Source organism: Streptomyces sp. NPDC049040 (assembly GCF_043197715.1).
Classification (GTDB): Bacteria; Actinomycetota; Actinomycetes; order Streptomycetales; family Streptomycetaceae; genus Actinacidiphila.
The window spans coordinates 191251-214372 of record NZ_JBICTO010000005.1 but is presented as its reverse complement, the minus strand read 5'-3'; the positions used below and the strand labels follow the sequence as shown (position 1 = coordinate 214372).

The following is a 23122-nucleotide window of genomic DNA, read 5'->3' as shown; positions in this document are numbered from 1 at the left end:
TCCAGGGCCGCCGGGGCCAGTCCCAAGCCCCCGGTCACCCCCCCGCGGGGCCGCGGGGGGCCCCCCGCCGGGGGGCCGGGGGGGGGGGGGGCGGCGGGGGCCCCCCCCCCCACCCGGTCACCGTCCGCCGTCGGGGTCCCCGGCGCCGGGGCGGTCGTCGCGGTGACGGTGGCCGGGGAGCATCTCCTGGACCTTGGCCTTGAACCCCTGGCGGATCATGCCGGCGCGGTCGCTGTCGCCCTTGACGATCGCGGACGCGGCGGCCTCGATCTGGTCCAGGTCGGCGTGCGGGGGGATCGGGGGGACGGCCGGGTCGGTGCGGAAGTCGATGACGAAGGGCCGGTCGGCGGCCAGCGCGCGCTGCCACGCGCTCTCGACGTCCGCCGGCTTCTCCACCCGCACGCCGTCGAGCCCGACACTGCGTGCGAAGTCGGCGTACGCCACGTCGGGGAGCGACTGCGAGGGAAGGAACTGCGGGGCGCCGGTCATCGCGCGCATCTCCCAGGTGACCTGGTTCAGGTCCAGATTGTTCAGCACCGCGACGATCAGCCGCGGGTCCTCCCACTGGTGGCGGTATTTCGCGGCGGTGACCAGCTCCGCCATGCCGTTCATCTGCATGGCGCCGTCGCCGACCAGGGCGATCGCCGGGCGGTCGGGGTGGGCGAACTTCGCGCCGATGGCGTACGGCACGCCGGGTCCCATGCTGGCCAGCGTCCCGGACAGCGAGCCGCGCATCGAGCCGCGCAGCCGCAGGTGCCGGGCGTACCAGTTGGCGGAGGAGCCGGAGTCGGCCGCGAGGATCGCGTTGTCGGGCAGCAGCGCGTCGAGCGCGTGGACGACGTACTCCGGGTTGATCGGGTCGGCGTCGACGGCCGCACGCCGCTGCATGACCTCCCACCAGCGGGCGGTGTCCTTCTCGATCTTCTCGCGCCAGGCGCCGTGCTTCTTCGCCGTCAGCCGGGGCATCAGCGCCCTGAGGGTCTGCCGGGCGTCCCCGACCAGGTTGACCTCGAAGGGGTAGCGCAGGCCCACCATGAAGGGGTCGATGTCGATCTGGACGGCGCGCGCCTGGTCGAGCTTCGGCAGGAACTGCGTGTAGGGGAAGCTGGACCCGATCACCAGCAGGGTGTCGCAGTCCTGCATCAGCTCGTAGGAGGGACGCGTGCCCAGCAGCCCGATGGAACCGGTGACGTAGGGCAGTTCGTCGGACAGGACGTCCTTGCCGAGCAGTGCCTTGGCCACGCCGGCACCGAGGAGGTCGGCGATCTGCTCGACCTCCTCGCGGGCGCCGCGGGCACCCTGGCCGACCAGGATCGCGACCTTCTCCCCCGCCTCGAGCACCGCTGCCGCGCGGGCGACCGCCTCGGGGGACGGGAGCGGGGCGTAGTCGGCGACGCCGAGGCTGGAGGGCACCATCTTGAAGGCGTGGCCGGGCGGCGTGTAGTCCAGTTCCTGCACATCGGCGGGGATGATGACGGCGGTCACCGTGCGCTTGGCGTAGGCGGTGCGGATCGCCCGGTCGATGACGTTCGGCAGCTGCTCGGGGACGGTGACCATCTCGCAGTAGTCGCCCGCGACGTCCTTGTAGAGGCTGAGCAGGTCCACTTCCTGCTGGTAGGAGCCGCCCATGGCACTGCGGTTGGTCTGCCCGACGATGGCGACGACGGGGACGTGGTCGAGCTTGGCGTCGTAGAGCCCGTTGAGCAGGTGGATCGCACCGGGTCCCGAAGTGGCCGCGCACACGCCGACCTTGCCGGAGAACTTCGCGTATCCGACGGCCTGGAACGCCGACATCTCCTCGTGCCGGGACTGGACGAACTGCGGTGTGTCGTCGGCCCGTCCCCACGCGGCGAGCAGGCCGTTGATGCCGTCGCCGGGGTAGGCGAAGACGTGCTCGACGCCCCATTCGCGCAGGCGTTGCAGGATGAAGTCGGAGACCTTGATCGACACGGAGTGTGTCCTTCCTCGGTGGGTGGGTGAGCGGGCCGGTCCGCCGCCTCGGGCCGTCGGCGCCGGAGCGCCGGGAAGACGCCGCCGCAGCACCCCCCTCGCCCGGCTGCGCCGCGGGAGTCGCTAGGAGACGGGGGTGCCGTAACCGCCGTCCGGATGCGGGTCGCGGCGGTCCTCTCGCAGGCCGCGCAGCCGCGCGGTGAACAGCCGGATGACCGGAGTCCGGTCGCGGTGTTCGCGCTCGTAGCGGAGCAGCAGGTCCAGTTGCTCGGCGCCCAGGCCCTCGGTCCGGCCCTCGATGCCAAGCTTCGGCAGATGTTTGTATCCGGGTATCGGCAGTTCCTGCGTCGAGGGATCCGGCAGCTTGCCCTCTGGGAATTCCATCGGGATCCTCCTCGGTTCTCCGATCGGCTTCCCGGGGCCCAGCAGGCGAAACGCGGCCCGAGATCCGTTAGGCACCGTGTGTTGCGGGTACGCGCCTGGTCAGCCGCCGCCGATCATCGGCGGCGGCGGTGCTTGACCGCACTCGTCCTCCACGGAAGTCCTCAACGGGAGGTGGACCATGTTCGAAGCAGCCCCGCACCCCACGTACCTGGCAAGTGCCGTCGGCACCGGCTGGGCGACGTTCATCGGAGTGGTCGTGGTGGCCCTGATCATCGCGGCCTTCTGGTGGGGTGCGCGCCGTGCCAGGCGCAGGCCCGTGCCGCCGCAGAGCCCGCAGGCGGGCGCCGACTCGTGGCACGAGCCCTCCCCCAGCGAGACCCATCACTCCGCGCACTCGGCCGACGCCGACGACAAGCGGGCGTGACCGCGGCCGCCACGCATGGCGGCACCGCTTCCGGGCATCCGCAAGGGCGACGGCACCTTGGAAAGGAGCAGGTCATGGGCAGGAACGATCTCCAGGGGCGCAGGATACTCACGGTGGTGAGCAACTACGGGGTGGAGCAGGACGAACTGGTCGTGCCCGTCGAGCACCTGCGGAAGAACGGCGCCGAGGTCGATGTGGCGGCGGTTTCCGACGAGGCGGTCAAGACGCTGGTCGGCGACAAGGAGCCCGGCAGGACGGTCTCCCCGACGTTCACGCTGGCGGAGGCCGACCCGGCCGGCTACGACCTGCTGCTGGTGCCGGGCGGCGCCCTGAACGCCGACAGCCTCCGGGTCGAGGAGAAGGCGGTCGAGACGATCCGCACCTTCGTCTCCTCGGGCCGTCCGGTGGCCGCGATCTGCCACGCACCGTGGACGCTGGTCGAGGCCGGGGCGGTGCAGGGGAAGACGCTGACGTCATACCCGTCGCTGCGCACGGACATCGGCAACGCCGGCGGCACCTGGGTCGACCGCTCGGTGGTCAGCGACGACACCGGCGGCTGGACGCTGGTCACCTCCCGCACGCCCGCGGACCTGGATGACTTCCTGCGCGAGGTCGAGAGGGCCCTGGTCACCTCGCCCTGACGCCGTCGGTGGGCGGTGGCGGTGCGGGACCGTGAGCGGTCCCCGTGAAGTGACCTCCGCGAAGTGGTCCCCGCACAGTGGCCTTCGGGACGATTGGGCGGAAAAGGTGCGGGTAGCCGCCGGTCGACGGACCCCACAGGAGGTGATGCCGGATGGCTGCCACCACCCGGCGGGACGTGATGCACGCGCTGCTCGACGGCTACGGCCGCACGTACGCGCAAGAGGCCGGCATCCGCCTGAGGAACGCCCCGCAGCCGCTCTACCGGCTGCTCGTACTGGCCGACCTGCTCAGTGCCCGGATCAGGACCGAGGCTGCGATCGGTGCGGCCAGGGAGCTGGCGGGCGCCGGGATGCGCGACCCGCGCCGGATGGCCGCGGCCACCTGGCAGCAGCGGGTCGACGCGCTCGGCCGCGGCGGCTACCGGCGCTACGACGAGCGCACCGCGGCCCAGCTCGGTGAGGGCGCGGAGCTGGTCACCGAACGCTACGGGGGCGACCTGCGGAAGATGCGGGACGAGGCCGGCGGGGACACCGACGCGATCCGGCAGTCGCTGCAGGAGTTCCCCGGCATCGGGCCCGCCGGGGCCGACATCTTCCTGCGCGAGGCCCAGGCCGTATGGCCGGAGGCGGCCCCCTACATCGACGGCAAGGCCCGCCAGGGCGCCGACGCCCTCGGCCTGCCGACGGCTCCCGCCGCGCTCGTGCGGCTTGCGGACGGGGCGGAACCGGCCGTGCTGGCCGCGGCACTGGTCCGCGTCGCCCTCGACAAGAAGGCCCCCGAGGCGGTCAGGGAGAACGCCCGCGCCTGACCTGAGGCGCGTACCCGCCCGCCGTGGCAGCGCCGCACGGCGGATACGGGACGGCGCATGATCCCGTGGCGAGCGGGCAGCCGTCGGGAATCGCGCGACACCGGGCGGTGAGCCGCCCACAACCCGTCGGGAGGTCTCATGCCGGCGTCCTCGAAGACGGTCCGGGCCGGCGGGCACCGCGTGCGCATCACCCACCCGGACAAGGTCCTGTTTCCCGCGGACGGCCTGACGAAGGCCGGCCTCGTGGCGTACTACCGCGGCGTCGCCCGCAGGATGCTCCCCCACCTGCGCGGACGGCCGCTGATGCTGGAGCGGCACCCCGGCGGCATCGACGCGCCGGGTTTCATGCAGAAGGACGTGCCCGACTCCTTCCCCGACTGGATACGGCGGGTGGAGCTGCCCAAGCAGGGCGGCAGCGTGACGTACGCGGTCTGCGACGACACCGCGACGCTCGCCTATCTGGTCGGCCAGAACTGCACCACCTTCCACCGCTTCCTGTCCACGGCCGACGACCCGGACCACCCGGACCGGCTGGTGTTCGACCTCGATCCGCCGGGCGACGACTTCGGCGCGGTCAGGCAGGCAGCGGTACGACTGCGCGAGGTGCTGCGGGAGATCGAGCTGCCCTCGACGCTCATGACCACGGGCTCACGCGGTATGCACGTCGCGATCCCGCTCGACGCCGGTGCGGGCGCCGACTTCGACCAGACACGCGCGTTCGCCCGTGATGTCGCGGAACTGCTCGCCGCCCGCCACCCCGACACCCTCACCGTCGAGGCCCGCAAGGCCGCGCGGGGCGACCGGCTCTATCTGGACATCCAGCGGAACGCCTACGCGCAGACCGTGGTCGCGCCCTACTGCGTGCGTCCGATTCCCGGCGCGCCGGTCGCCGCGCCGGTCTCCTGGGACGCAATCGACGACCCCCGGCTGACCGCGCGCCGCTGGACCGTGGCGACCGCCGCCGGGCTCCTCGCCGGCAACCCGTGGCGCGGGGCCCCGCGGGGCCGCTCCCTCGGGCCCGCGCGCCGCCGGCTGGACAGGCTGCGGCAGCGGGCCTGAACGGGATCGACGGGCGTCCGGGACCCGAGCGGCCCGCCCGTACCGCGAGGCACGGGCGGGCCGCCGGAGGATCGCCGACCGCGGTGTTCAGCGGCCGATCGCGTCCCGCGCCCTGTCCATCATGGCGGTGAACGGCCCCGTCATCACCAGCGCGGCACGCGAGCCGGCCGCGGTGGGGTGCGCGTGAGTGGGCGCCAGGTGCTCCGCCCGGCGCAGCCGCTTGCCCATGCTGTGGCGCTGCTCCTCGGAGCACTGCGCCACGATCGCGGGGAACTCCTCCCGCTCCTCGTGGTCGGCGTGGTCCCCGACCGCCTGCTCGAACCGCGCGAGCGCCTCGTCGAACCCGGGGCTCGAGACGTCCATGCCCTCCAGCGTCTTCAGGACGCGGTTGGCCTCCTTCTCCTCGGCGTTGCGCGCCCTGGCCTCGCCCTCGCCCGCGGTCTTCTCGGCCACCGGCCGTAGGATCAGTTCCTCGGCGGCCTCGTGCACCGCGAGCAGGCCGCGCAGTTCGTCGAAGGCCCGCTGCCTGTCCTGTCCGGTGGCGGCAGCGACCTCGGCGAACAGCTCCCTGATCCGGGCGTGCTGTCGCAGCAGGATCGCCACCACGTCGCCGTTCGGCAGGCGCGCCGCAGCATGCCTCTCGTCATCGGGCCTGTGCATCACCGACTCCTTCCTCCTCGGCACCTGTTCGCCTCCCGCCTCACCCGGGATCCCCGGCGGAAACCCCACACGCCCTGGATGGCCCACATGCCTCCACCGTCACCAGCGCCACTTGGTGCGCTTCCGGCACTTCCGGCCGCGGGGCACGGCGCCGGGCGTCCGCCCCTGCCGGTCGCCGTCGGTGTCCCCGGCGGCGCCGCGCCGCTTCAGCCGCCGTGCCCGAGGCCGCGGTCGGGCGCGCTCATGTCCCCCGTCCCCGGCGTGCCGTCGGCGAGTGCGTACCTGAGGTAGACGGTGCCGTTCCCACCGGCCGCGGGCGGCTCCAGGAGCGTGAGGTTCGTGGGCACCTCACCGCCGTCGAAGACCTTCTTCCCGACGCCGAGCACGATCGGGTGCACCCAGAGGTCGAGGCGGTCGAAGAGCTGCTCGCGCAGGAGGGTCTGCACCAGGTCCAGGCTGCCGACGACCTTCACGTGCTCGTGCCGGTCGCGGATCTCGCGCACCGCGGCGGCCAGGTCGGGGCCGAGCTGCCGGGACCCGGCCCACGAGAGGTCGGGCCTGCCGCGGGACGCGACGTACTTCGGGACGGCGTTGAAGAGCGTGGCGATCCCGCTGTCCTGGCCGCCCTCCTGGTGCGGCCAGTAGGAGGCGAAGATGTCGTAGGTCCGCCTGCCGAGCAGGAGGGCGTCCGTGCCCTCGTACGCGGCATTGATCTGCACCCCTGTGGTCTCGGTCAGCAACGGCGCCTGCCAGCCGCCGAACGGGAATCCCGCCGGGTCCTCGTCGGGGCCGCCGGGCGACTGCCCGACGAGGTCGAGGGTTGCGAACAGTTCGATGTGGATGAGGCCCATGTCGTACTCCCGGCGGATTGTGCTGTCTCGGTCGGAAGGCAGACCGCGGGAAGCACGCAGACTCATCGCTGCGGCGGCACCCGGCCTCGACCGTTGGTGCCGGCCCCAAGGTTTCGCCGGGCACAACACCGGTGCGACCTCGGGACGGCCGGTGCGGCCGTCGGGTGGCCGGACGGGCGGGGTCAGACGGTGAAGGGGCGGTCGGTCGGGGTGACGGGGGCGTGGAGGGCCGTGGAGCCCGTCAGGTAGCGGTCGGCGGCCGCCGCCGCGGAGCGCCCCTCCGCGATGGCCCACACCACGAGGGACTGGCCGCGCCCGGCGTCGCCGGCCACGAAGATCCCGCCTCCCCGGTCGGTCCTGTCCGTTCTGTCCGTCCCGTCAGGGACCTTCCGATGGGGGGTCAGCGCCGCGAAACGCGTGTCGCGGGCGAAATTCCCGCGGGCGTCCAGCGTCAGGCCCAGCTGGTCCACCAGGCCGGTGCCCCGTTCCGGGCCGGAGAACCCCAGGGCGATCAGCACCAGTTCCGCCGGGATCACCCGCTCGGTACCCGGCCGGGGGCTCCTCTCCCCCGCTTCCACCTCCATCAGGTGCAGGGCGCGCACCCACCCCGACCCGCTCCCCTCGAAGCGGAGCGTGGCGGCGGAGAAGACCCTCGGATCCGTGCCGCCCCGGCCTCTGGCCTCCTCGTGGGCGTGCGAGATCCGGTAGACCTTGGGATACGTCGGCCACGGCTCGGCCTCCGAGCGGACCTCGGCCGGCTCCGGGTTGATGTCCAGCTGCACCACCGAGGCCGCGCCCTGGCGCAGCGCCGTGCCCAGGCAGTCGGAACCTGTGTCCCCTCCCCCGACGATCACCACGTGCTTGCCCCTGGCGGTGACCGGTGACGTGGGGTAGTCGCCTTCCACGACCCGGTTGGCGTGGATCAGGTAGTCCATCGCCTGGTGGATGCCGGCCAGGTCGCGGCCGGGGACCGGCAGTTCCCGCTGCTCACCGGCGCCGACCGCCAGGACGACCGCGTCGTGCCGCGTCGCGAGCTCGGCGGCGTCGAGATCGCCGCCGATGTCAGCGCCGGTGCGGAAAGTGGTGCCCTCCGCCTCCATCTGCTCGATCCGGCGGTCCAGCTGCCACTTGGCCATCTTGAAGGCGGGGATGCCGTAGCGGAGCAGCCCTCCGACGCGGTCGGCGCGCTCGTACACGGCGACCGTGTGGCCGCTGCGGGTGAGTTGCTGCGCCGCGGCCAGACCCGCGGGCCCGGAGCCGATGACGCCGACGCTCTTCTCGCTGAGCCGGTCGGGAGGCTGCGGTTCCGCGTACCCCCGCTCCCACAGCTCGTCGGCGATCGCCTGCTCGACGTTCTTGATGGTCACCGGTTCGGAGTTGATGGACAGCACGCAGGCGTCCTCGCAGGGCGCCGGGCACAGCCGCCCGGTGAACTCGGGGAAGTTGTTCGTCGCGTGCAGCCGCTCGGCGGCGGCCCGCCAGTCACCGTGGGCGGCGTACACGTTCCACTCCGGGATGAGGTTCCCCAGCGGGCAGCCGTTGTGGCAGAACGGTATGCCGCAGTCCATGCAGCGCGCGGCCTGCTCGGAGACAAGCGGCAGCAGCGCCTGCCCCGTGTACACCTCGTTCCAGTCCTCCAGCCGTTCCTCGACCGGACGCGGGGGAACGGGCTGGCGCGGGTACTTCATGAAGCCGTAAATGTCGGTCATACGCCCGCCTCCATCGCGGAGCGGTACGGCGTTCCCACCAGCCTACGACTGTTTTGTGCCGATATATCACCGCCCGGATGAGGGGTGGGCCAGGGCCCGGTCCTGCGGGGGCGGCGACCCCGGGGCGGGTGGAGCCGACGTCGACATCGCAGGCGAGGGCTACCCTGGGGGTACAGACGGGAACGGTGACCGGCGGGGACTCGCCCGGCATCGCCGGCCCGGCAAGCGGCACGGGCGTCGGGACCGGGAACGCACCCGCACCCCGTGTCCGGCGGCTGGCCGGGACGGACGGCCGCACCGGCGGCCCATGGTCGTGCGACGTTCTTCGCCGGGCGCGCCCACCTCTTCATCTGTCTCTCAGAGGCGCCCCGCGCCGGACGATCATTCTGCGAGGATGTGCCCCATGGACGTGCGCAGCAGGAATCACGTGACGGTGACCGGCCGGGACGGCGGCCCCGTGGTCATGCTGGCGCACGGGTTCGGGTGCGACCAGAACATGTGGCGGCTGGTGGTCCCGATCCTGGAACGGGACTTCACCGTGGTGCTCTTCGACCACGTGGGGGCGGGCCGCTCCGACCTGTCCGCCTGGAGCAGCGAGCGCTACTCCACGATGGACGGCTACGTCGACGACGTGCTTGAGGTGTGCCACGAGGTGGCACTCGGCCCGGTGACCTTCGTGGGGCACTCGGTGAGCGCGACTATGGGCGCCCTGGCCGCCGCGCGGGAGCCGGAGGCCTTCTCCGGCCTGGTCATGCTGGCCCCGTCGCCGTGCTTCGTCGACCACCCGGAGACCGGCTACCGGGGAGGTTTCAGCGCCGAGGACATCGACGAACTGCTGGAGTCGCTGGATGCGAACTACCTCGGCTGGTCGGGCGCCATGGCACCGGTGATCATGGGCAACCCGGACCGCCCGGAGCTGGGAGAGGAGCTGACCGACAGCTTCTGCCGCACCGACCCGGTGATCGCCCGGGCGTTCGCCCGGGTGACCTTCCTGTCCGACAACCGCGAGGACCTCGCCAAGGTCGCCGTCCCGACCCTGGTCGCACAGTGCTCGATCGACGCCATAGCGCCCCTGGAGGTCGGAGCCTTCGTGCAGTCCCGGATCCCCGGCAGCAGGCTGGTCACGCTCGACGCCACCGGGCACTGCCCGCAGCTCGCCGCACCGGAGGAGACGGCCGCCGCGATCACCGGCTTCGTCAAGGCGACGGGATGACGCGGGAGAGCCGCGGCGGACAGGGCCAGGACCGCGGCCGTCCACCCGGTGGCGGCGATGCCGCCTTCCACGCCCTGCTCGAGGACAGCGCGGAGGACCTCTACGAGCACGCGCCGTGCGGCTTCCTTTCCACACTGCTCGACGGCCGGATCGTGAAGGTCAACGAGACGCTGCTGGACTGGCTCGGCTACGCGCGCGCCGACCTGGTGGGCCGCAGGACCTTCTCCGGGCTGCTGACCGTCGGAGGCCGCCTCTACCACGAGACCCACTTCGCGCCGCTGCTGCGCATGCAGGGCGAGATCCGCGAGATCGCCCTGGAGCTGAGGACCGCGACCGGCGACCGGCTTCCGGTGCTGGTGACGTCCACCGTCAAGGCCGGCGCCGACGGGGAGCCGCTGCTCATCCGCACCACCGTCTTCGACGCCCGCAACCGCCGCGCCTACGAGACCGAGCTGCTGCGAGCCCGCCACGAGTCGGAACACGAGCGCGAGCGCCTCAGGGCCCTGAACATCACGCTCCAGGAGACGCTGCTGCCGCCCGCCCTCACGGACGTGCCGGGTCTGGACGTCGCCGCGCACTACCACGTCGCGTCGACCGACGAGGTCGGCGGCGACTTCTACGACCTGTTCCCCCTGGCCTCGGGCGCCTGGGGGTTCTTCCTGGGCGACGTGTGCGGCAAGGGCGCGGCAGCGGCCGCCATCACCTCGCTGGCCCGCTACACGCTGCGTGCCGCCGCCGTCTACGACCCCGACCCCCGGTCCGTGCTGGCCAACCTCAACACGGTCCTCGGCCATGAGTACCGGGGCAGCGACCCGCGCTTCTGCACCGTGATCTTCGGCCTGCTCACCCCCGACGAGGGGGGCGGCTTCGACGTGACGCTGGCCAGCGGCGGCCACCCGCCTGCCCTGCTCATGGACGCCGGCGGCGGCGCCCGCCTGCTGCCGACCCCCGGCGGCCAGCTCATCGGCGTCCTGCCCCACGCCGACATCGTCACCGTCCGGGTGCGCCTGAATCCCGGTGACACCATGCTGCTGCACACCGACGGCCTCACCGAGGCCCACTCGGCCGACGCCGACGGCCGCTACGGCGACGAGGCACTGCTGGGGTTCGCCGGCGCCCTGGCGCCGACCACGGCACACGAGACGGTGGCCGCCATCCGTGACCTGCTCGACACCCTCGGCACCGGGGTGGACGACGACGCGGCCGTGCTGGCCCTCAGCGTGCCCCGCGTTGAATCCTCCGGCGTACGGGCGGAAGCTTGAGGGGTGGCCAGACGACGAGGCTCGTCCCGTGTGCCACCGCGCCACCACCACCGCGGGTGTGCGCCTGACTCCGTGGGCGCGGGACGATCCGAGTGCCGTCGGCGCCACTGACCCGGAGCAATCCCGTGCCACGGAGGTGGCGAAGATGAAGGCAATCGTCTACGAGAAGCCCTTCGAAGTTAAGGTCGGGGATGTCGCCGACCCCCGGATCGAGCACCCGAACGACGTCGTCGTACGCGTGACGTCCTCGGCGATCTGCGGTTCCGACCTGCACATGTACGAGGGCCGTACCGCGGCCGAGTCGGGCATCGTGTTCGGCCATGAGAACCTCGGCATCATCGAGGAGGTCGGCGACGGTGTGGCGTCGCTCGAACCCGGTGACAGGGTGGTGATGCCCTTCAACGTGGCGTGCGGTTTCTGCAAGAACTGCCTGGCCGGCTTCACCGGCTTCTGCCTGACGGTGAACCCCGGCTTCGCCGGCGGCGCCTACGGCTATGTCGCCATGGGCCCGTACCCCGGTGGCCAGGCCGAACGCCTCCGGGTGCCGTACGCCGACTTCAACTGCCTGAAGCTCCCTGAGGGAACCGAGCACGAGACGGACTTCGTGCTGCTCGCGGACATCTTCCCGACCGGTTACCACGGGTGCGAACTGGCACAGGTCTCGCCGGGCGAGAGCGTCGCGGTCTACGGCGCGGGTCCGGTCGGGCTGATGGCCGCCTACTCCGCGCTGCTGCGCGGTGCGGCGAAGGTGTTCGTCGTGGACCGGGTGCCTGAGCGGCTCGCCAAGGCCGAGGAGATCGGCGCCGTGCCGATCGACTTCAGCAAGGCGGAGCCCGCCGACCAGATCCGTGAGCAGACCGGCGGCGAGGGCGCCGACAAGGGCGTCGACGCGGTCGGTTACCAGGCCCAGGCGCACCACGCGGGGCGCGAGGACCACGAGGAGCCGGCGACCGTGCTCAACGCCCTGGTCGAGACGGTCCGGCCGACCGGCATGCTCGGCATCCCCGGCCTCTACGTGCCCTCCGACCCGGGCGGCCCGGACGAGCACGCCAAGAAGGGCCAGCTCCTCGTCTCCATCGGCAAGATGTTCGAGAAGGGGCAGCGGATGGGGACCGGGCAGTGCAACGTCAAGCGGTACAACCGCCAGTTGCGCGACCTGATCATCGCCGGACGGGCCAAGCCGAGCTTCGTCGTCTCGCACGAGATCCCGCTGGAGCAGGCGCCCGTGGCGTACGAGAAGTTCGACAAGCGGATCGAGGGCTACACCAAGGTGGTGCTCCACCCCGCACTCGCCGCCTGATCACGTCCGCCCGCGCCCCGGCGCCCGCGCGGCGGCGCCGGGGCGCGCGCGGCACCGATGACTTTCCGCCTGCCGGGCAGTCGTGAGGGGTGGTTTCCCCGTCGTCGCGGTCGCAGGAGGCAGGCATGCGCAAACTCGTGGTCACCCAGAACGTCACCGTCGACGGTTCGATCGAGATGCTCACGGACTGGTTCTCCCCGCAGAACCAGGGCGACACCGACAGGGACGACGTCGTGGAGGAGATCAGGCGGCAGGACGGCGAGTCGGACGCCCTGCTCCTCGGCCGCCGGACCTTCGAGGACTTCCGCGGCTACTGGCCGCTGCAGACCTCCGACACCAGCGGCATCACGGACTACCTCAACCGCGTGCGCAAATACGTCGTCTCCGGCACCCTCACCGAGCCGGGGTGGGAGAACTCCACCGTGCTCACCGGCGACCCGGTCGAGGAGGTGGCCGCGCTCAAGGCGCGGGACGCCGGCAAGGAGATCGTCCTCACCGGCAGTATCAGCCTGGCCCACGCGGTGATCGCCGCCGGCCTCGTCGACGAATACCGCCTCTTCGTCCACCCCGCGGTGCAGGGCGGCGGGCGGGGCCTGTTCCCCGAAGGCCACGTGATCCCGCGGCTGCGGCTGCTGGCATCGAGGACCTTCCGCAGCGGCATCACCCTGCAGCGGTACGCCCCGGCCTGACCCCTCCGCCGCAAGGGCCCGGCCGGACTACCTGGCCGGCGCGGCGGGTCTGGGCAGCCGCGTCCCGTCGACGGTCAGGTCGACGTGCTCGTTGTAGAAGGCGACCAGCCCGGCGATGCGGCTGGCGTGGACCGTCGGGAAGTCGTACGCCCAGGCGATGCCCTCGGGGGCGGCGGTGTCGCCGGCGAAGGACCAGTAGCCGCTCGTCGTCCCCTTGTACGGGCACTGGGTCACCGTGTCGGAGGGGCGCAGCCGGGTCCAGTCGATGTGGGCGCGGTCGAGGTAGTAGCGGGTCGGCAGGCCGGTCTCGAAAAGCTTGACGCAGTGCGGCGCCTCGGCCAGGACGACCCCGTCCAGCTCCACGCGCACGCTGCTGGACGAGGGCAGCGCGTCCACCCTGGAGTACGGGCTCCTGGGGTGGACGAAGACCGGCTCGTCCTCCTCGAACCAGGAGTCCAGCGCCTCCCATTCGAAGCGCACAGTGCCGTACAGCCGCTCCGGAGCGCCGGTGTCCCAGACCCAGGCCGCACCCTCCCGTACCTCGGATCCGACCCGGAGGGTCTGGCGCCGGGCGGGTCCGGGGCCGCGCTTTTCCGTGTGCCCTTCGTCGGCGAGTGAGCCGTCGACCAGGTCCTCGATCGGGATGCAGAACTGGGGATAGGCCCGCCACTCCCACACGTACAGCGCGCGCCGGGTGTCGAAGACGACATGGCCGCCGACCATCCCGCGCAGCCGGCGCGGCACGGGCTCGACGTGGCCGACCGGCACGATGAGGCTCGGGTGCAGCACGCTTTCTTCCGCCATTGCCTGAACCTCGGTCCGCTCGTCTTCCAGATCCGCCCCCGGCGTCGGATCGCTCCGGAGCCGGCACCCTTTCGTCCGGAATATTACCGAATGCGGTGCTTGTCGGCCGCTTGGGACCTGTCGGGCCGGGAACGGGGGCTCGGGCAGCGCGGTCGAGGGTCCCCGTACCCCAGCGCGGTGAACCGCGCGGTCTATGCGATGAGGGTCGTCTTCGGGCGGACGACGCAGAATTCGTTCCCCTCCGGATCGGCCAGCACGGTCCACGACTCGTCGCCGCTCTGCCCGACGTCGACCCGGCGGGCGCCGAGCGCGAGGACGCGCTCGATCTCCGCCTCCCGGTCCTCGGCGGCGGACGTCAGGTCGAGGTGCAGGCGATTCTTGACGACCTTGCGATCGGTGATCGGCATGAAGCAGATACCCACGGGTGCGGTCTCGTCCGGCCCGATCACGACCTCTCGCTCCCGCTCCGACAGGATCCGCCAGCCCAGCACCTCGGACCAGAACCGGGCCAGGGCGGGGAGGTCGTGGGCGTCGATCACGATGTGGTGCAGCGAGACGGGCATGCCGACCAGTGTGCCCGGTGCACGGCCGGGCAGCACCCAAACGGCCTTGTGGCAGGGCGGGTTCCCCGACCTCGGCCTCATCCCGCCGCCGGATCGGCAGGCGTCAGCCCCCGCTTCGGCGCGCGCAGCAGGCGCAGGCCCGCCAGGCTCTGGAGTGTCATCGTGCCCGCGGCCACCGCGGCGAGCGCGAAGCCGCCGCGTGCCCCCACCGCGTCGATCGCCCAGCCGGCGGCCGCCGCGGCGGCGGCCGTGCCCGCCGCGCTCGCGGAGCCGAGCCAGGAGAACGCCTGCGTCAGCACGGCCGGGTGGACGGTCGACTCGGTGAGCACCGAGAAGAGCACCAGGAGCGGTTGGATCGTGGCGCCGGTGAGCACCATGACCAGTCCCAGCCCGAAGGCGGAGCCGGCCGGGAGCAGCAGCAGGGTGCCGAGCGTCAGCACGCTGCTCGCCACCAGCAACTGCACCGGAAGCGCGACCCGTCGGCGGCGCAGTCCGTACAGCCATCCGGCCAGTACACCGCTGCAACTGGAGACCGCGAAGATCGGGGCTGCGGCTCCCGGCGCGCCGTGCTCCACCACGAAGGCGGTCACCGACACCTGCATGGCACCGAAGAAGACCCCGATACCGAGATTGAGGCCCATCAGCACCAGGACCGGCGCGCGCAGCAACGACCGGTCCTCACCTGCGGGTACGGCGCTGGCGGCCGCCGGCGGGGGCGCGCTGCCGCGCTGCGCGGCGAGGGCCAGGCCGCCGCCCACCGACAGGGCGGCCGCCAGCACCGTCCCCGCCGCGGGGCGCCCGGCCGCCGCGAGCACGCTGACCAGCACCGGGCCCACGAGGTAGCCCACCGCGTTGCTGATGGACTCCAGTGCGAAGGCGGTGGGCAGCTCGGCCGCCCGGCCGGTGCGGAGGAGTGCCGCCCAGCGGGCGGCGGACATCGCGGCCAGTTGCGGGACGGTGGCCCCGGTCAAGGCGCCGCCGAGGGCCAGGAGGGCGTCGGAGGCGTCCACGGTGACCAGGGCCACGAGGACGGCGACCGCTGCGGCGTGGGCGAGCAGCGCGGGCGGCAGGACCCGGGTCTGCCCGAAACGGTCGACCAAGCGGGCCAGTTGCGGCGCCACGAGGGCGTCGGTCACCGCGAAGGAGCCGCTGACCAGACCGGCCGTGGCGAAGCTGCCGGTGTGGCCGTGTACGAGCCAGACGATGCTGAGGCTGGTCATCGCGACGCCGACGCGTCCGAGCGACGCGGGCAGGAAGAAGGCCGCGGCGCCCGGGGCGCGCAGCAGGGAGCGGTAGTTCGCCGAGGGCACGGCGAGTCCATTTCGCTGCCCGGCGGGACGGCCCGGGGTCGCCGGTGCCCTGGTGTACCGACCCGTGGTGGCCGCCTGGAACCGTCCAGTGGTGGCGCGGGGAGGGGGCACGCCCCCGCACCGACTCCTTCACCGGGCAGAATTCTCGTGAGTCATGAGCGGTGGTGAATTGTGGGGAGCCGCCTCTCGCCGGCCCCGGGCTCGGAACCTACCAGCAACGAATCGCGTGGGCCACCACGGCGCCTACCGGTCGGATCTTGACCGGGAGGTCGCTGAGGTCCCGGTCGCGGTGCCGGCCGCCTGGGTTCCGGCCGGATACCGGGCGGCGAAGTAGGCACGGTATCCGGCGGAGCCGGCGGGCGCCGCGAGCGCGGCCGAGCGCCAGTGCCGTGCGAAGGCGGGCGGCTGGGCACCGGGCGCGACGATCACCGCCACGGGCCGTTCGCGGGCGGCCGCCAGCAGCCCGTCCGCCGTGATGCTCAGGTCCGCACCCGCCGTCTGGCGTGACGCGCAGCCGGCGTAGAAGGCCAGCGGGATGGCCGAGTCCCCGGAGAGTACGCAGGGCGGCCGGACACCGTTCGCCCGAAGGCCGGCTGCCATGGCGTCGTACCGCTGGCGTGCCTGCCGGTTGTTGTCGACGGCGGCGAGCAGGACTCCGCCCTGGACCGCCAGGTGGCCGCACAGGGCGAGGGCGACGAGGGCGCCCCGTACCGGCCGCACCCGGCCGGCCCTGCCGCGGACCATCCACCGCAGGCACTCAGCGACCGGGATCGCCAGCAGTGCGTAGCTGGGCAGCAGGAATCGCGGTGCGGCGTACCCCACGGTGAACAGGTACGGCACGGCGAGGGATCCGGCGGTCAGCAGCGGCAGCCAGACGGTCGCCCGCCGGCCCTGCCGGGCGGCGGCGGCGCCACCCGCCGCCAGCAGCGGCAGCGCGAACCACCAGACCGCGTCCGCCCGGTGCCGCCAGGGGACGTCGCAGGGGCGGCACAGCGTGCGGCCGTCCAGCGCCCGGACCTGGTCGTCGACCGCGAAGTGCAGGCCGAGCCCGCCCTCGATCGCGCTGGCCCGGTGGAGCCTGGCGACCGGGCCGCCGTAGCGCACATACGCCTCGATCACCCATTCCGCGCAGCCCGCAAGCAGCGCGGCCGCCAGCACGGCCAGCAGTACCGGCCTGCGCCACCGGCGGACCGTCAGGGCGGCACCGGCCAGCGGCAGCACGAGCCACACCGCGTCCGGCGGGCGCATCAGGCCGACCAGGACCACCCCGCACGCCAGCCCGACGAGGGCGGCCCGATCCGTGACGTCACGCCCCGCGCGCAGCAGGCAGCCGACGGCGGCCAGCGCCCCGTACGCGGTCCAGAGGTTGGGCATCACCTGCGACCCGTACAGCAGGGTGATCCACAGCCCGGCGAACAGGCCGCCGGCGAGCGCGAGGACGCGGCCGGACAGCAGCTGCCGCCATACCCGCAGCGCCACGAAGAGCCCGGCGCCCGACAGCACGGCGAGATAGACCCGCAGGCCCGTGGTCGAGGAGGTCAGAGCCGCGACGGGCGCGGCCAGCAGGGAGACGCCACGGGCCCTGGGTGCGCTGAAGAAGGCGGCGGGGACGTGGGCTGCGACCTGACTGGTGTAGACGGTCTCGTCCCAGCCCAGGCCGGATCCGGGTACGACGAGGGCCAGTTGGACGAGGACGAAGGCGGCGCAGACCGCCGCGAGCCGGCCGAGGGCCGCCGGCCGGGAGGGAATCGCGGTGCCGGGTCCCGGCGGCAGCGGGCGGATCCGTACCCGGAGCATGTCTGACATCGGTGACCTCGCAGCGTCGGTGCGGCGGCGGGTGCCGGCCTGCCATTGCCGACTCTCGCCGTACGGGCTGCTCACGGCCACTCGCCGCGCCAGCGGCCACCCTCCGACATACATCCGGCCCATCACCGCGAGCGTCGGCGGCGGGACTGCTCCGGAGCACGCCAGGGAGCAGTCCCGCCGCCGCGCCGCGGCTACTCGTTGCGCGCCGTCTCGGGGCCTGTCATCCGTCTCAGCAGCGGCATGGTGGACGCGATGACCCCCAGCGAGAGCACCAGCCCGGTGGCCACGAGGGCGTAGTACTGGATCCCCGGCGGGCGGATCGAGTACGCGAACTGCGCCCGCACGAAGAGCTGGGCTGCCAGGAAGCCCGTCCCGACCGCCACCACCGCCACCGCCAGGAGCGGGACGGCGCTTTCCAGCAGCAGCACGCGCCGCAGCACCCGGAGCTGCACGCCGGTCAGGCGCAGCAGGCTGAAGGGGCGCTTGCGGTCGCGCAGCCCGCCGGCCACGCTCACGGCGAGGCTGCAACCTGCGATGGGGAAGCTCACCAGCACGACGACATAGGCCAGTTGACGGTAGCCGGCGAGCTCCGAGCCGCGGTCGGCGTGGTCCTCGTGGACGGTATACGGGAGGTCAGGGCCCGGATACGTCCTCGCGAGGATGGTGCGCGCGCGTTCGATCGCCGAGGTCGAGCCGTCGGTGGCCACGACGATCTCCAGGACGGGAAGGCGGGCGAGCTGCTCCGCGGAGACAGCGGCGGCAGGCCATGCGGCGGGCCAGTCCTCCCAGTCGTAGGTTCCGAAGCTGCCGAAGTTCCTGGCGACCGAGGCCGCTTGTGCCCCGGAGGCGCAGGCGGTGAAGGCCGGCATCTTCGCGAGCTCCGCGCACGAGGCCAGGCCGGCGGGCGGCGGTGGCGCGGAATCCCGTTCCGGCCAGGTCGGGTCCCTGGTGCCGAGGGGGTTCGTGTGGATCGTCAGTACGCCTCCGACGCCGGGCACGGACCTCAGATCGCCGAGCGCGTCCTGCGGCAGCGGGGGCACGCCGTCGCCGGCTCCCGAGGCATCGGCCGCCCAGCGCTCGTAGTCGCCGACCAGCGCGCCGGCGATGGCGGAACTGCCCATGGGAATGCCGCGCTCGGCGGTCAGCGAGCCGATGATCCCGACGGCCGTGCTGGTCACGCACAGGGCGAGTACGAGTCCGCTGATCGCACGGAAGCCCGCCTTCGGGTCGTCGGCGAGCCGCCGGGCGGCGACGAGAAGGGCAGGCCGCCTGGTGCGCCCGGCCATGACCCGGGCCGCGGCCATCGTCAGCCAGGGGCCGGCGATGACCAGTCCGATCAGCACCAGCAGGATTCCCGGGACGAAGACCAGGATCTGGCCGTTGCTGCCCTCGGGCACCCGGCCGATCGTGAGGGAGAGTTCGGCGATGCCGGTGGCCAGCGGGATCACCCGGTAGGCCCGTGGCGGGCGCGGCGTGACCCGCCGGGTGACCCCGAGCGGGGAGACCTGGACCCGGCGCAGGGCGACCCGGGCCGAGATCGCGGCGCCCACGGGGACGGCGATGGCGACCAGGAGCGTGTCGCGGAGCGTGAGGCGCATGTCGCTCGCGAAGTAGGGCGTCCGGCTGAGGTCGACCGCTGCCAGCCGGGTGCGGAGCAGGAAGAACAGGCCGAAGCCCGCGGCCACGCCGATGACGGCCGCGACGGTCGATTCGACCGTCGCGATCATCGCGGTCTGCCGCGGCGTGGCCCCCAGCAGCCGCATCGCGGCGAAGCGCTGCTCGCGCCGGGCCGCCGCCAGCCGGGTGGCTGTACCGATGAGGACGAGCACGGGGAAGATCAGGGCGGTGCCCGCGACGGAGAGGATGAGTTTGACTCCGCTGCTGTCGATACCCGTCCTGACCGTGCAGTTGGTGCCGTTGCAGCTGCTGGGGGTGACGGTGGTGATCGAGGTGACCTCGGCGGCGTCGCGCTGCCCTGCGAGTTCCTCGGGACGGTGGCCGATGACGATGACGAGCGAATCGGGGCCTGGGAGCGCCGCTTTGCCGACCGTGCCGACCTGGTGGCCCGGGTAGCGGTCGGCGAGTTCGGCGGCCGGGGTGGCGCGCAGGAGCTTGCCGAGGGCGGGTGAGGCGTAGAACTCTCCGGGGCCGGGGAGCCGCGGTATGCCCGGCGGGACCGGGGAGTTCGGGCCCGTGGCGGCGACGTCGACGCGCCCAATGGTCCTGCCGTCGAAGCGGTCGGCCCTGAGCAGCCACCACAGCGGGTCCGCGTCGCCCGCCTTCGCGGCCGCCGCGGTGGACGTGCCGGTCCCGGTGTTGAGCCAGGCGTTGCGGCTGTTCTGGGTGGCGGTGGCGTTGATGGCCGCCAGGATGGCGAGCAGCAGGCCGACGCCGAGGGCGACCGCGGCCGCGATGACGGCGAGGCGGGAGGCAGCCTCCCTGCCGCCGTTCAGGGTCAGGCGCAGCCCGAGGCGTATCACGCGACGGGCCGTTCGAGATACAGCGGAGTCGCCTTGCCGTCGCGGACGACGACCTCGCGGTGCGCGTAGGCGGCCACCCGCGGCTCGTGCGTGACGAGGACGACGGTGGTGCCCTCCTCGCGCACGGAGGTGGCCAGCAGGTCGAGCACGTGCTCGCCGGTGAGGGAGTCCAGCGACCCGGTCGGCTCGTCGGCGAACAGCACCTCCGGCCGCGAGACCAGGGCCCTGGCCAGGGCGACACGCTGGGCCTGCCCGCCGGAGAGCTCGCCGGACCTGCGCCCTTCGAGGCCGTCGAGCCCGAGCCGCCCGAACCACGACCTGGCCTCGGCCAGCGCGCCGGCCCTGCGCGACTTGGCGAGCAGCAGCGGAAGGGCGACGTTCTCCTCGGCGGTCAGCTCGGGGACGAGCTGGCCGAACTGGAAGACGAAGCCGAAGCGGTCCCGGCGCAGCGCGCTGCGCTCGGCCTCAGAACGGGTGTCGATGCGGCGGCCGTCGAACCGGATCTCGCCGGAGTCGGGTACCAGGATCCCGGCCAGGCAGTGCAGCAGCGTCGACTTGCCTGAGCCGCTCGGGCCGGTGACGGCGAGGATCTCGCCGCGGACGGCGGAGATGTCCGCGCCCCGCAGCGCGGGCGTCTGCCCGAAGGACAGGACGACGTCCCGCGCTTCGACGAGGAAGTCCCCTTCCTGGCTCATGCGCGCACCTCCGAGGTCAGGGCGGCGAGTCGCGCCACGGTCAGGTCGATCCATCGCAGATCCGCCTCGAGGTGGAAAACGCCGTGGTCGGCGAGCAGCGCGTCGATGGTGCTGCCTGTCCTGCGCAGTTCGGTCAGCTCGCGCATCCGCGCCATGTGGGAGGCGCGCTGGATGTCGAGGTAGGGGCGGGGGTCGCGCTCCAGCAGCAGCGCGAGCACCACCTTGGTGAACAGCACGGTCTGCAGGTGCGGTTCGCCCGCGACCGGCTCGGTCAGCCACGTCTCGACCTGCGTGACCCCGAGTTCGGTGATGACGTAGCGCTTGCGGTCCGGCCCTGAGCCGGGCTCCGTCTCGCCGACCTCGATCTTTCCGTCGCGGGCGAGGCGGCTGAGGGTCGAGTAGACCTGCCCGGCCGGCAGCGGCTTGCCCCGGCCGAAATAGGTGTCGTAGTCGCGTTTGAGGTCGTAGCCGTGGCTCGACTCCCGTTCGAGGAGCCCCAGGAGCGCCAGAGGAACTGTCATACCTGAGTATCTACACTCAGTATCTACTCCGCGTCAACGGACGGCGCGGACCGGAGACACCCCGGCCCCAGACCCCCGGCCCGCCGCCGCCCGCGGCACCGCAAGACCGTTGATGGGCGCGTCAACTGCCGCGGCAGGGGTCCCTCGTTCGGGGAACGACCAATCCGCGGCGGCAGCGGCGCCGAAGACCGGGTGTGGACGATGAACCGCGCAACGACGGCCAGGGCGACCGCCCGGCGTCCGGCCTGACGGCCTGGCGCCGCGGTCCCCGGTGGCTTCGGGTGGTGCTGGGCGGCCTGGCCGGGCTGGTGTCCGCCGCCGCGGCGCTGGGAGCAGCCGAGCTGGTGTCGGCGGCGGTCCGGCCGCAGTCCAGCCCGGTCGTCGCGGTGGGCGGCGCCGTCATCGACCGCACCCCCGCGCCGGTGAAGGACTACGCGGTGCGGCACTTCGGGACGAACGACAAGCCGGTGCTCGAACTCGGCATCGTCGCGGTCCTGGCCTTGTTCGCCGTCCTGCTCGGCGTGATCGCCCAGCGGTTCCGGCGGACCGGGTGCGCCGGGGCGGCCGTCTTCGGCCTCATCGGGGTGCTGGCGGCGTGGAGCCGGCCGGACCGCCACCGCGCTGACGTGGTGCCGTCGCTGATGGGCGCACTGGTGGCGGCGGGGGTGCTGTGGCTGCTGTCCGCACGGCTGACCCCGGCGGCCGCACCCTCAGAGGAGCCGGACCCGCTGCCGGCACCCGGTGGCACGGTGACCGGCCCGGATCTCCTGGCGGGACCGGGCCCTCGCCCCGCCTTCGACCGCCCCGCCTTCGACCGCCGCGGCTTCGTGCTGGCCGCGACGGCCGCAGCCGCGGCCTCCGCGGGCGCGGGTGTGCTGGGCCGGACCCTCAACGGGCGGCGCGGGGCGGCGGCCGCGGCCTCCCGCGAGACGATCGTGCTGCCGCGCCCCGCCTCCCCCGCGGCGGCGGTGCCCCGCGGAGCGGCCCTGCGCGTCGGTGGCCTGAGCGCCTTCACCACACCCGCCGACAGCTTCTACCGGGTGGACACCGCGCTGGTCGTGCCGAAGATCGACGCCACCACCTGGCGGCTGCGGCTGCACGGCCTGGGCGTGGCGCGCGAGGTGGAGTTCGGCTACGACGACCTGCTGCGCCGCGGCCTGATCGAGCGGGACATCACGCTGACCTGCGTGTCCAACCAGGTCGGCGGACCGTACGTCGGAAACGCCCGGTGGATCGGCGTCCCGCTGGCCGCCCTGCTGGCCGAGGCCGGGGTGCGACCGCCCTCCAAGGGCGGTCCCGCCGATCAGCTGGTGGCACGTTCCGTGGACGGAATGAGCATCGGTTCACCCGTGGAGACCGTCTTCGACGGCCGCGACGCGATGCTCGCCCTCGGCATGAACGGGCAGCCGCTGCCCTTCGCCCACGGCTTCCCTGTGCGGGTGGTGATCCCGGGGCTGTACGGCTACGTGTCCGCCTGCAAATGGCTGCACGAGCTGGAGCTGACCACCTTCGACAGCTACGACGCCTACTGGGTGCGGCGCGGCTGGTCGCGGCAGGCGCCCATCAAGACCGAGTCGCGCATCGACACGCCCAAACCGTTCGCGAGGCCGAAGGCCGGCCGGGTACCGGTGGCCGGCGTGGCCTGGGCGCAGCACCGCGGTGTCGACCGGGTCGAGGTGCGGGTGGACGGCGGTCGCTGGCACACCGCGACGCTGGCCGCGGAGGACACCACCGACACCTGGCGCCAGTGGCTGTGGGAGTGGGACGCCTCCCCCGGCGGTCACACCCTCGAGGTCCGCGCCACCGACCGCGACGGCAGCACCCAGACCGAGCGGCGCACCGGAACCGTCCCGGACGGCGCGACCGGCTGGCACTCGGTGGTGGTCACCGTGGCCTGAGCCCGCCGGGCCATACCCGTCACCCGAGGCCCGCCTTCCCCCTGTTGCCTTTCGCCTTTGCTTTCGCCCTTCTCTCCCCGACACCTTCGATCGA

Annotated in this window: 21 protein-coding genes; 9 read left to right on the top strand and 12 right to left on the bottom strand. The window is 73.0% G+C overall.

What is annotated here, in order from left to right; translation table 11 throughout:
- Positions 1-117: 117 nt before the first annotated feature.
- Positions 118-1944, bottom strand: a complete 1827-nt coding sequence (locus ACGFMP_RS16525) for a thiamine pyrophosphate-requiring protein (RefSeq protein WP_393673335.1) — start codon at positions 1942-1944, stop codon at positions 118-120.
- A gap of 129 nt (positions 1945-2073) precedes the next feature.
- On the bottom strand, positions 2074-2334 hold the full coding sequence (locus ACGFMP_RS16520; RefSeq protein ID WP_393673063.1) for a hypothetical protein: 261 nt from the start codon (positions 2332-2334) through the stop codon (positions 2074-2076).
- Between the two features lie 178 nt (positions 2335-2512).
- On the opposite strand from ACGFMP_RS16520, the gene ACGFMP_RS16515 reads away from it, so the two are divergent.
- From ACGFMP_RS16515 to ligD, 4 genes are all read left to right on the top strand, one after another.
- Positions 2513-2758: a DUF6479 family protein gene (locus ACGFMP_RS16515; protein WP_393673062.1), complete on the top strand. Its 246-nt coding sequence runs from the start codon at positions 2513-2515 to the stop codon at positions 2756-2758.
- 74 nt (positions 2759-2832) lie between these two features.
- Positions 2833-3399 carry a DJ-1/PfpI/YhbO family deglycase/protease gene (locus tag ACGFMP_RS16510; RefSeq protein WP_393673060.1) on the top strand — a complete coding sequence of 189 codons (567 nt, stop codon included), beginning with the start codon at positions 2833-2835 and terminating at the stop codon, positions 3397-3399.
- A 152-nt stretch (positions 3400-3551) separates the two neighbouring features.
- Positions 3552-4208 (top strand): endonuclease, encoded by a 657-nt coding sequence (locus ACGFMP_RS16505; RefSeq protein WP_393673059.1) that lies wholly within the window; start codon positions 3552-3554, stop codon positions 4206-4208.
- A 138-nt stretch (positions 4209-4346) separates the two neighbouring features.
- Positions 4347-5267 (top strand): non-homologous end-joining DNA ligase, encoded by a 921-nt coding sequence (gene ligD / locus ACGFMP_RS16500; RefSeq protein WP_393673057.1) that lies wholly within the window; start codon positions 4347-4349, stop codon positions 5265-5267.
- A gap of 87 nt (positions 5268-5354) precedes the next feature.
- Here the strand turns inward: ligD and ACGFMP_RS16495 are convergent, their stop codons facing one another.
- The 3 genes from ACGFMP_RS16495 to ACGFMP_RS16485 all read right to left on the bottom strand — a co-directional run bounded on the left by ACGFMP_RS16495 (position 5355) and on the right by ACGFMP_RS16485 (position 8487).
- The gene (locus ACGFMP_RS16495; RefSeq protein ID WP_393673055.1) at positions 5355-5927 is read right to left on the bottom strand and encodes a hemerythrin domain-containing protein; all 573 of its coding nucleotides are present in this window, start codon (positions 5925-5927) and stop codon (positions 5355-5357) included.
- 206 nt (positions 5928-6133) lie between these two features.
- Positions 6134-6778, bottom strand: a complete 645-nt coding sequence (locus tag ACGFMP_RS16490; RefSeq protein WP_393673054.1) for a dihydrofolate reductase family protein — start codon at positions 6776-6778, stop codon at positions 6134-6136.
- Positions 6779-6960: 182 nt separating this feature from the next.
- Entirely contained in the window at positions 6961-8487 is a 1527-nt protein-coding gene (locus ACGFMP_RS16485; RefSeq protein WP_393673052.1) for a glutamate synthase subunit beta, read from the bottom strand.
- Positions 8488-8890: 403 nt separating this feature from the next.
- Between ACGFMP_RS16485 and ACGFMP_RS16480 the strand changes: the two genes are divergently transcribed.
- From ACGFMP_RS16480 to ACGFMP_RS16465, 4 genes are all read left to right on the top strand, one after another.
- On the top strand, positions 8891-9700 hold the full coding sequence (locus tag ACGFMP_RS16480) for an alpha/beta fold hydrolase (RefSeq protein ID WP_393673050.1): 810 nt from the start codon (positions 8891-8893) through the stop codon (positions 9698-9700).
- A complete protein-coding gene (locus ACGFMP_RS16475) occupies positions 9697-10962 on the top strand; it encodes a PP2C family protein-serine/threonine phosphatase (RefSeq protein ID WP_393673048.1) in 1266 nt (421 codons plus the stop codon). Before ACGFMP_RS16480 ends, ACGFMP_RS16475 begins: the two co-directional genes overlap by 4 nt.
- Before the next feature lie 145 nt (positions 10963-11107).
- Positions 11108-12262 carry a glutathione-independent formaldehyde dehydrogenase gene (locus ACGFMP_RS16470; RefSeq protein ID WP_393673047.1) on the top strand — a complete coding sequence of 385 codons (1155 nt, stop codon included), beginning with the start codon at positions 11108-11110 and terminating at the stop codon, positions 12260-12262.
- A 125-nt stretch (positions 12263-12387) separates the two neighbouring features.
- Positions 12388-12951, top strand: a complete 564-nt coding sequence (locus ACGFMP_RS16465) for a dihydrofolate reductase family protein (RefSeq protein ID WP_393673045.1) — start codon at positions 12388-12390, stop codon at positions 12949-12951.
- A 27-nt stretch (positions 12952-12978) separates the two neighbouring features.
- On the opposite strand, the gene ACGFMP_RS16460 is transcribed toward ACGFMP_RS16465, so the two are convergent.
- The 7 genes from ACGFMP_RS16460 to ACGFMP_RS16430 all read right to left on the bottom strand — a co-directional run bounded on the left by ACGFMP_RS16460 (position 12979) and on the right by ACGFMP_RS16430 (position 21130).
- Positions 12979-13755 carry a DUF427 domain-containing protein gene (locus tag ACGFMP_RS16460; protein ID WP_393673044.1) on the bottom strand — a complete coding sequence of 259 codons (777 nt, stop codon included), beginning with the start codon at positions 13753-13755 and terminating at the stop codon, positions 12979-12981.
- A gap of 191 nt (positions 13756-13946) precedes the next feature.
- On the bottom strand, positions 13947-14318 hold the full coding sequence (locus ACGFMP_RS16455; protein ID WP_393673043.1) for a VOC family protein: 372 nt from the start codon (positions 14316-14318) through the stop codon (positions 13947-13949).
- Positions 14319-14395: 77 nt separating this feature from the next.
- Positions 14396-15628, bottom strand: coding sequence for an MFS transporter (locus ACGFMP_RS16450; RefSeq protein ID WP_393673042.1), 1233 nt, complete (start codon positions 15626-15628; stop codon positions 14396-14398).
- A gap of 243 nt (positions 15629-15871) precedes the next feature.
- Positions 15872-17434, bottom strand: a complete 1563-nt coding sequence (locus ACGFMP_RS16445; RefSeq protein ID WP_393673041.1) for a hypothetical protein — start codon at positions 17432-17434, stop codon at positions 15872-15874.
- A 191-nt stretch (positions 17435-17625) separates the two neighbouring features.
- Positions 17626-19914 (bottom strand): FtsX-like permease family protein, encoded by a 2289-nt coding sequence (locus ACGFMP_RS16440; RefSeq protein ID WP_393673040.1) that lies wholly within the window; start codon positions 19912-19914, stop codon positions 17626-17628.
- Entirely contained in the window at positions 19911-20609 is a 699-nt protein-coding gene (locus tag ACGFMP_RS16435) for an ABC transporter ATP-binding protein (protein ID WP_393673039.1), read from the bottom strand. Before ACGFMP_RS16435 ends, ACGFMP_RS16440 begins: the two co-directional genes overlap by 4 nt.
- Positions 20606-21130 (bottom strand): PadR family transcriptional regulator, encoded by a 525-nt coding sequence (locus ACGFMP_RS16430; protein ID WP_393673038.1) that lies wholly within the window; start codon positions 21128-21130, stop codon positions 20606-20608. The genes ACGFMP_RS16435 and ACGFMP_RS16430 overlap by 4 nt, the downstream gene beginning before the upstream one ends.
- Before the next feature lie 245 nt (positions 21131-21375).
- Between ACGFMP_RS16430 and ACGFMP_RS16425 the strand changes: the two genes are divergently transcribed.
- Positions 21376-23028 carry a molybdopterin-dependent oxidoreductase gene (locus tag ACGFMP_RS16425; protein WP_393673334.1) on the top strand — a complete coding sequence of 551 codons (1653 nt, stop codon included), beginning with the start codon at positions 21376-21378 and terminating at the stop codon, positions 23026-23028.
- Positions 23029-23122 lie beyond the last annotated feature (94 nt).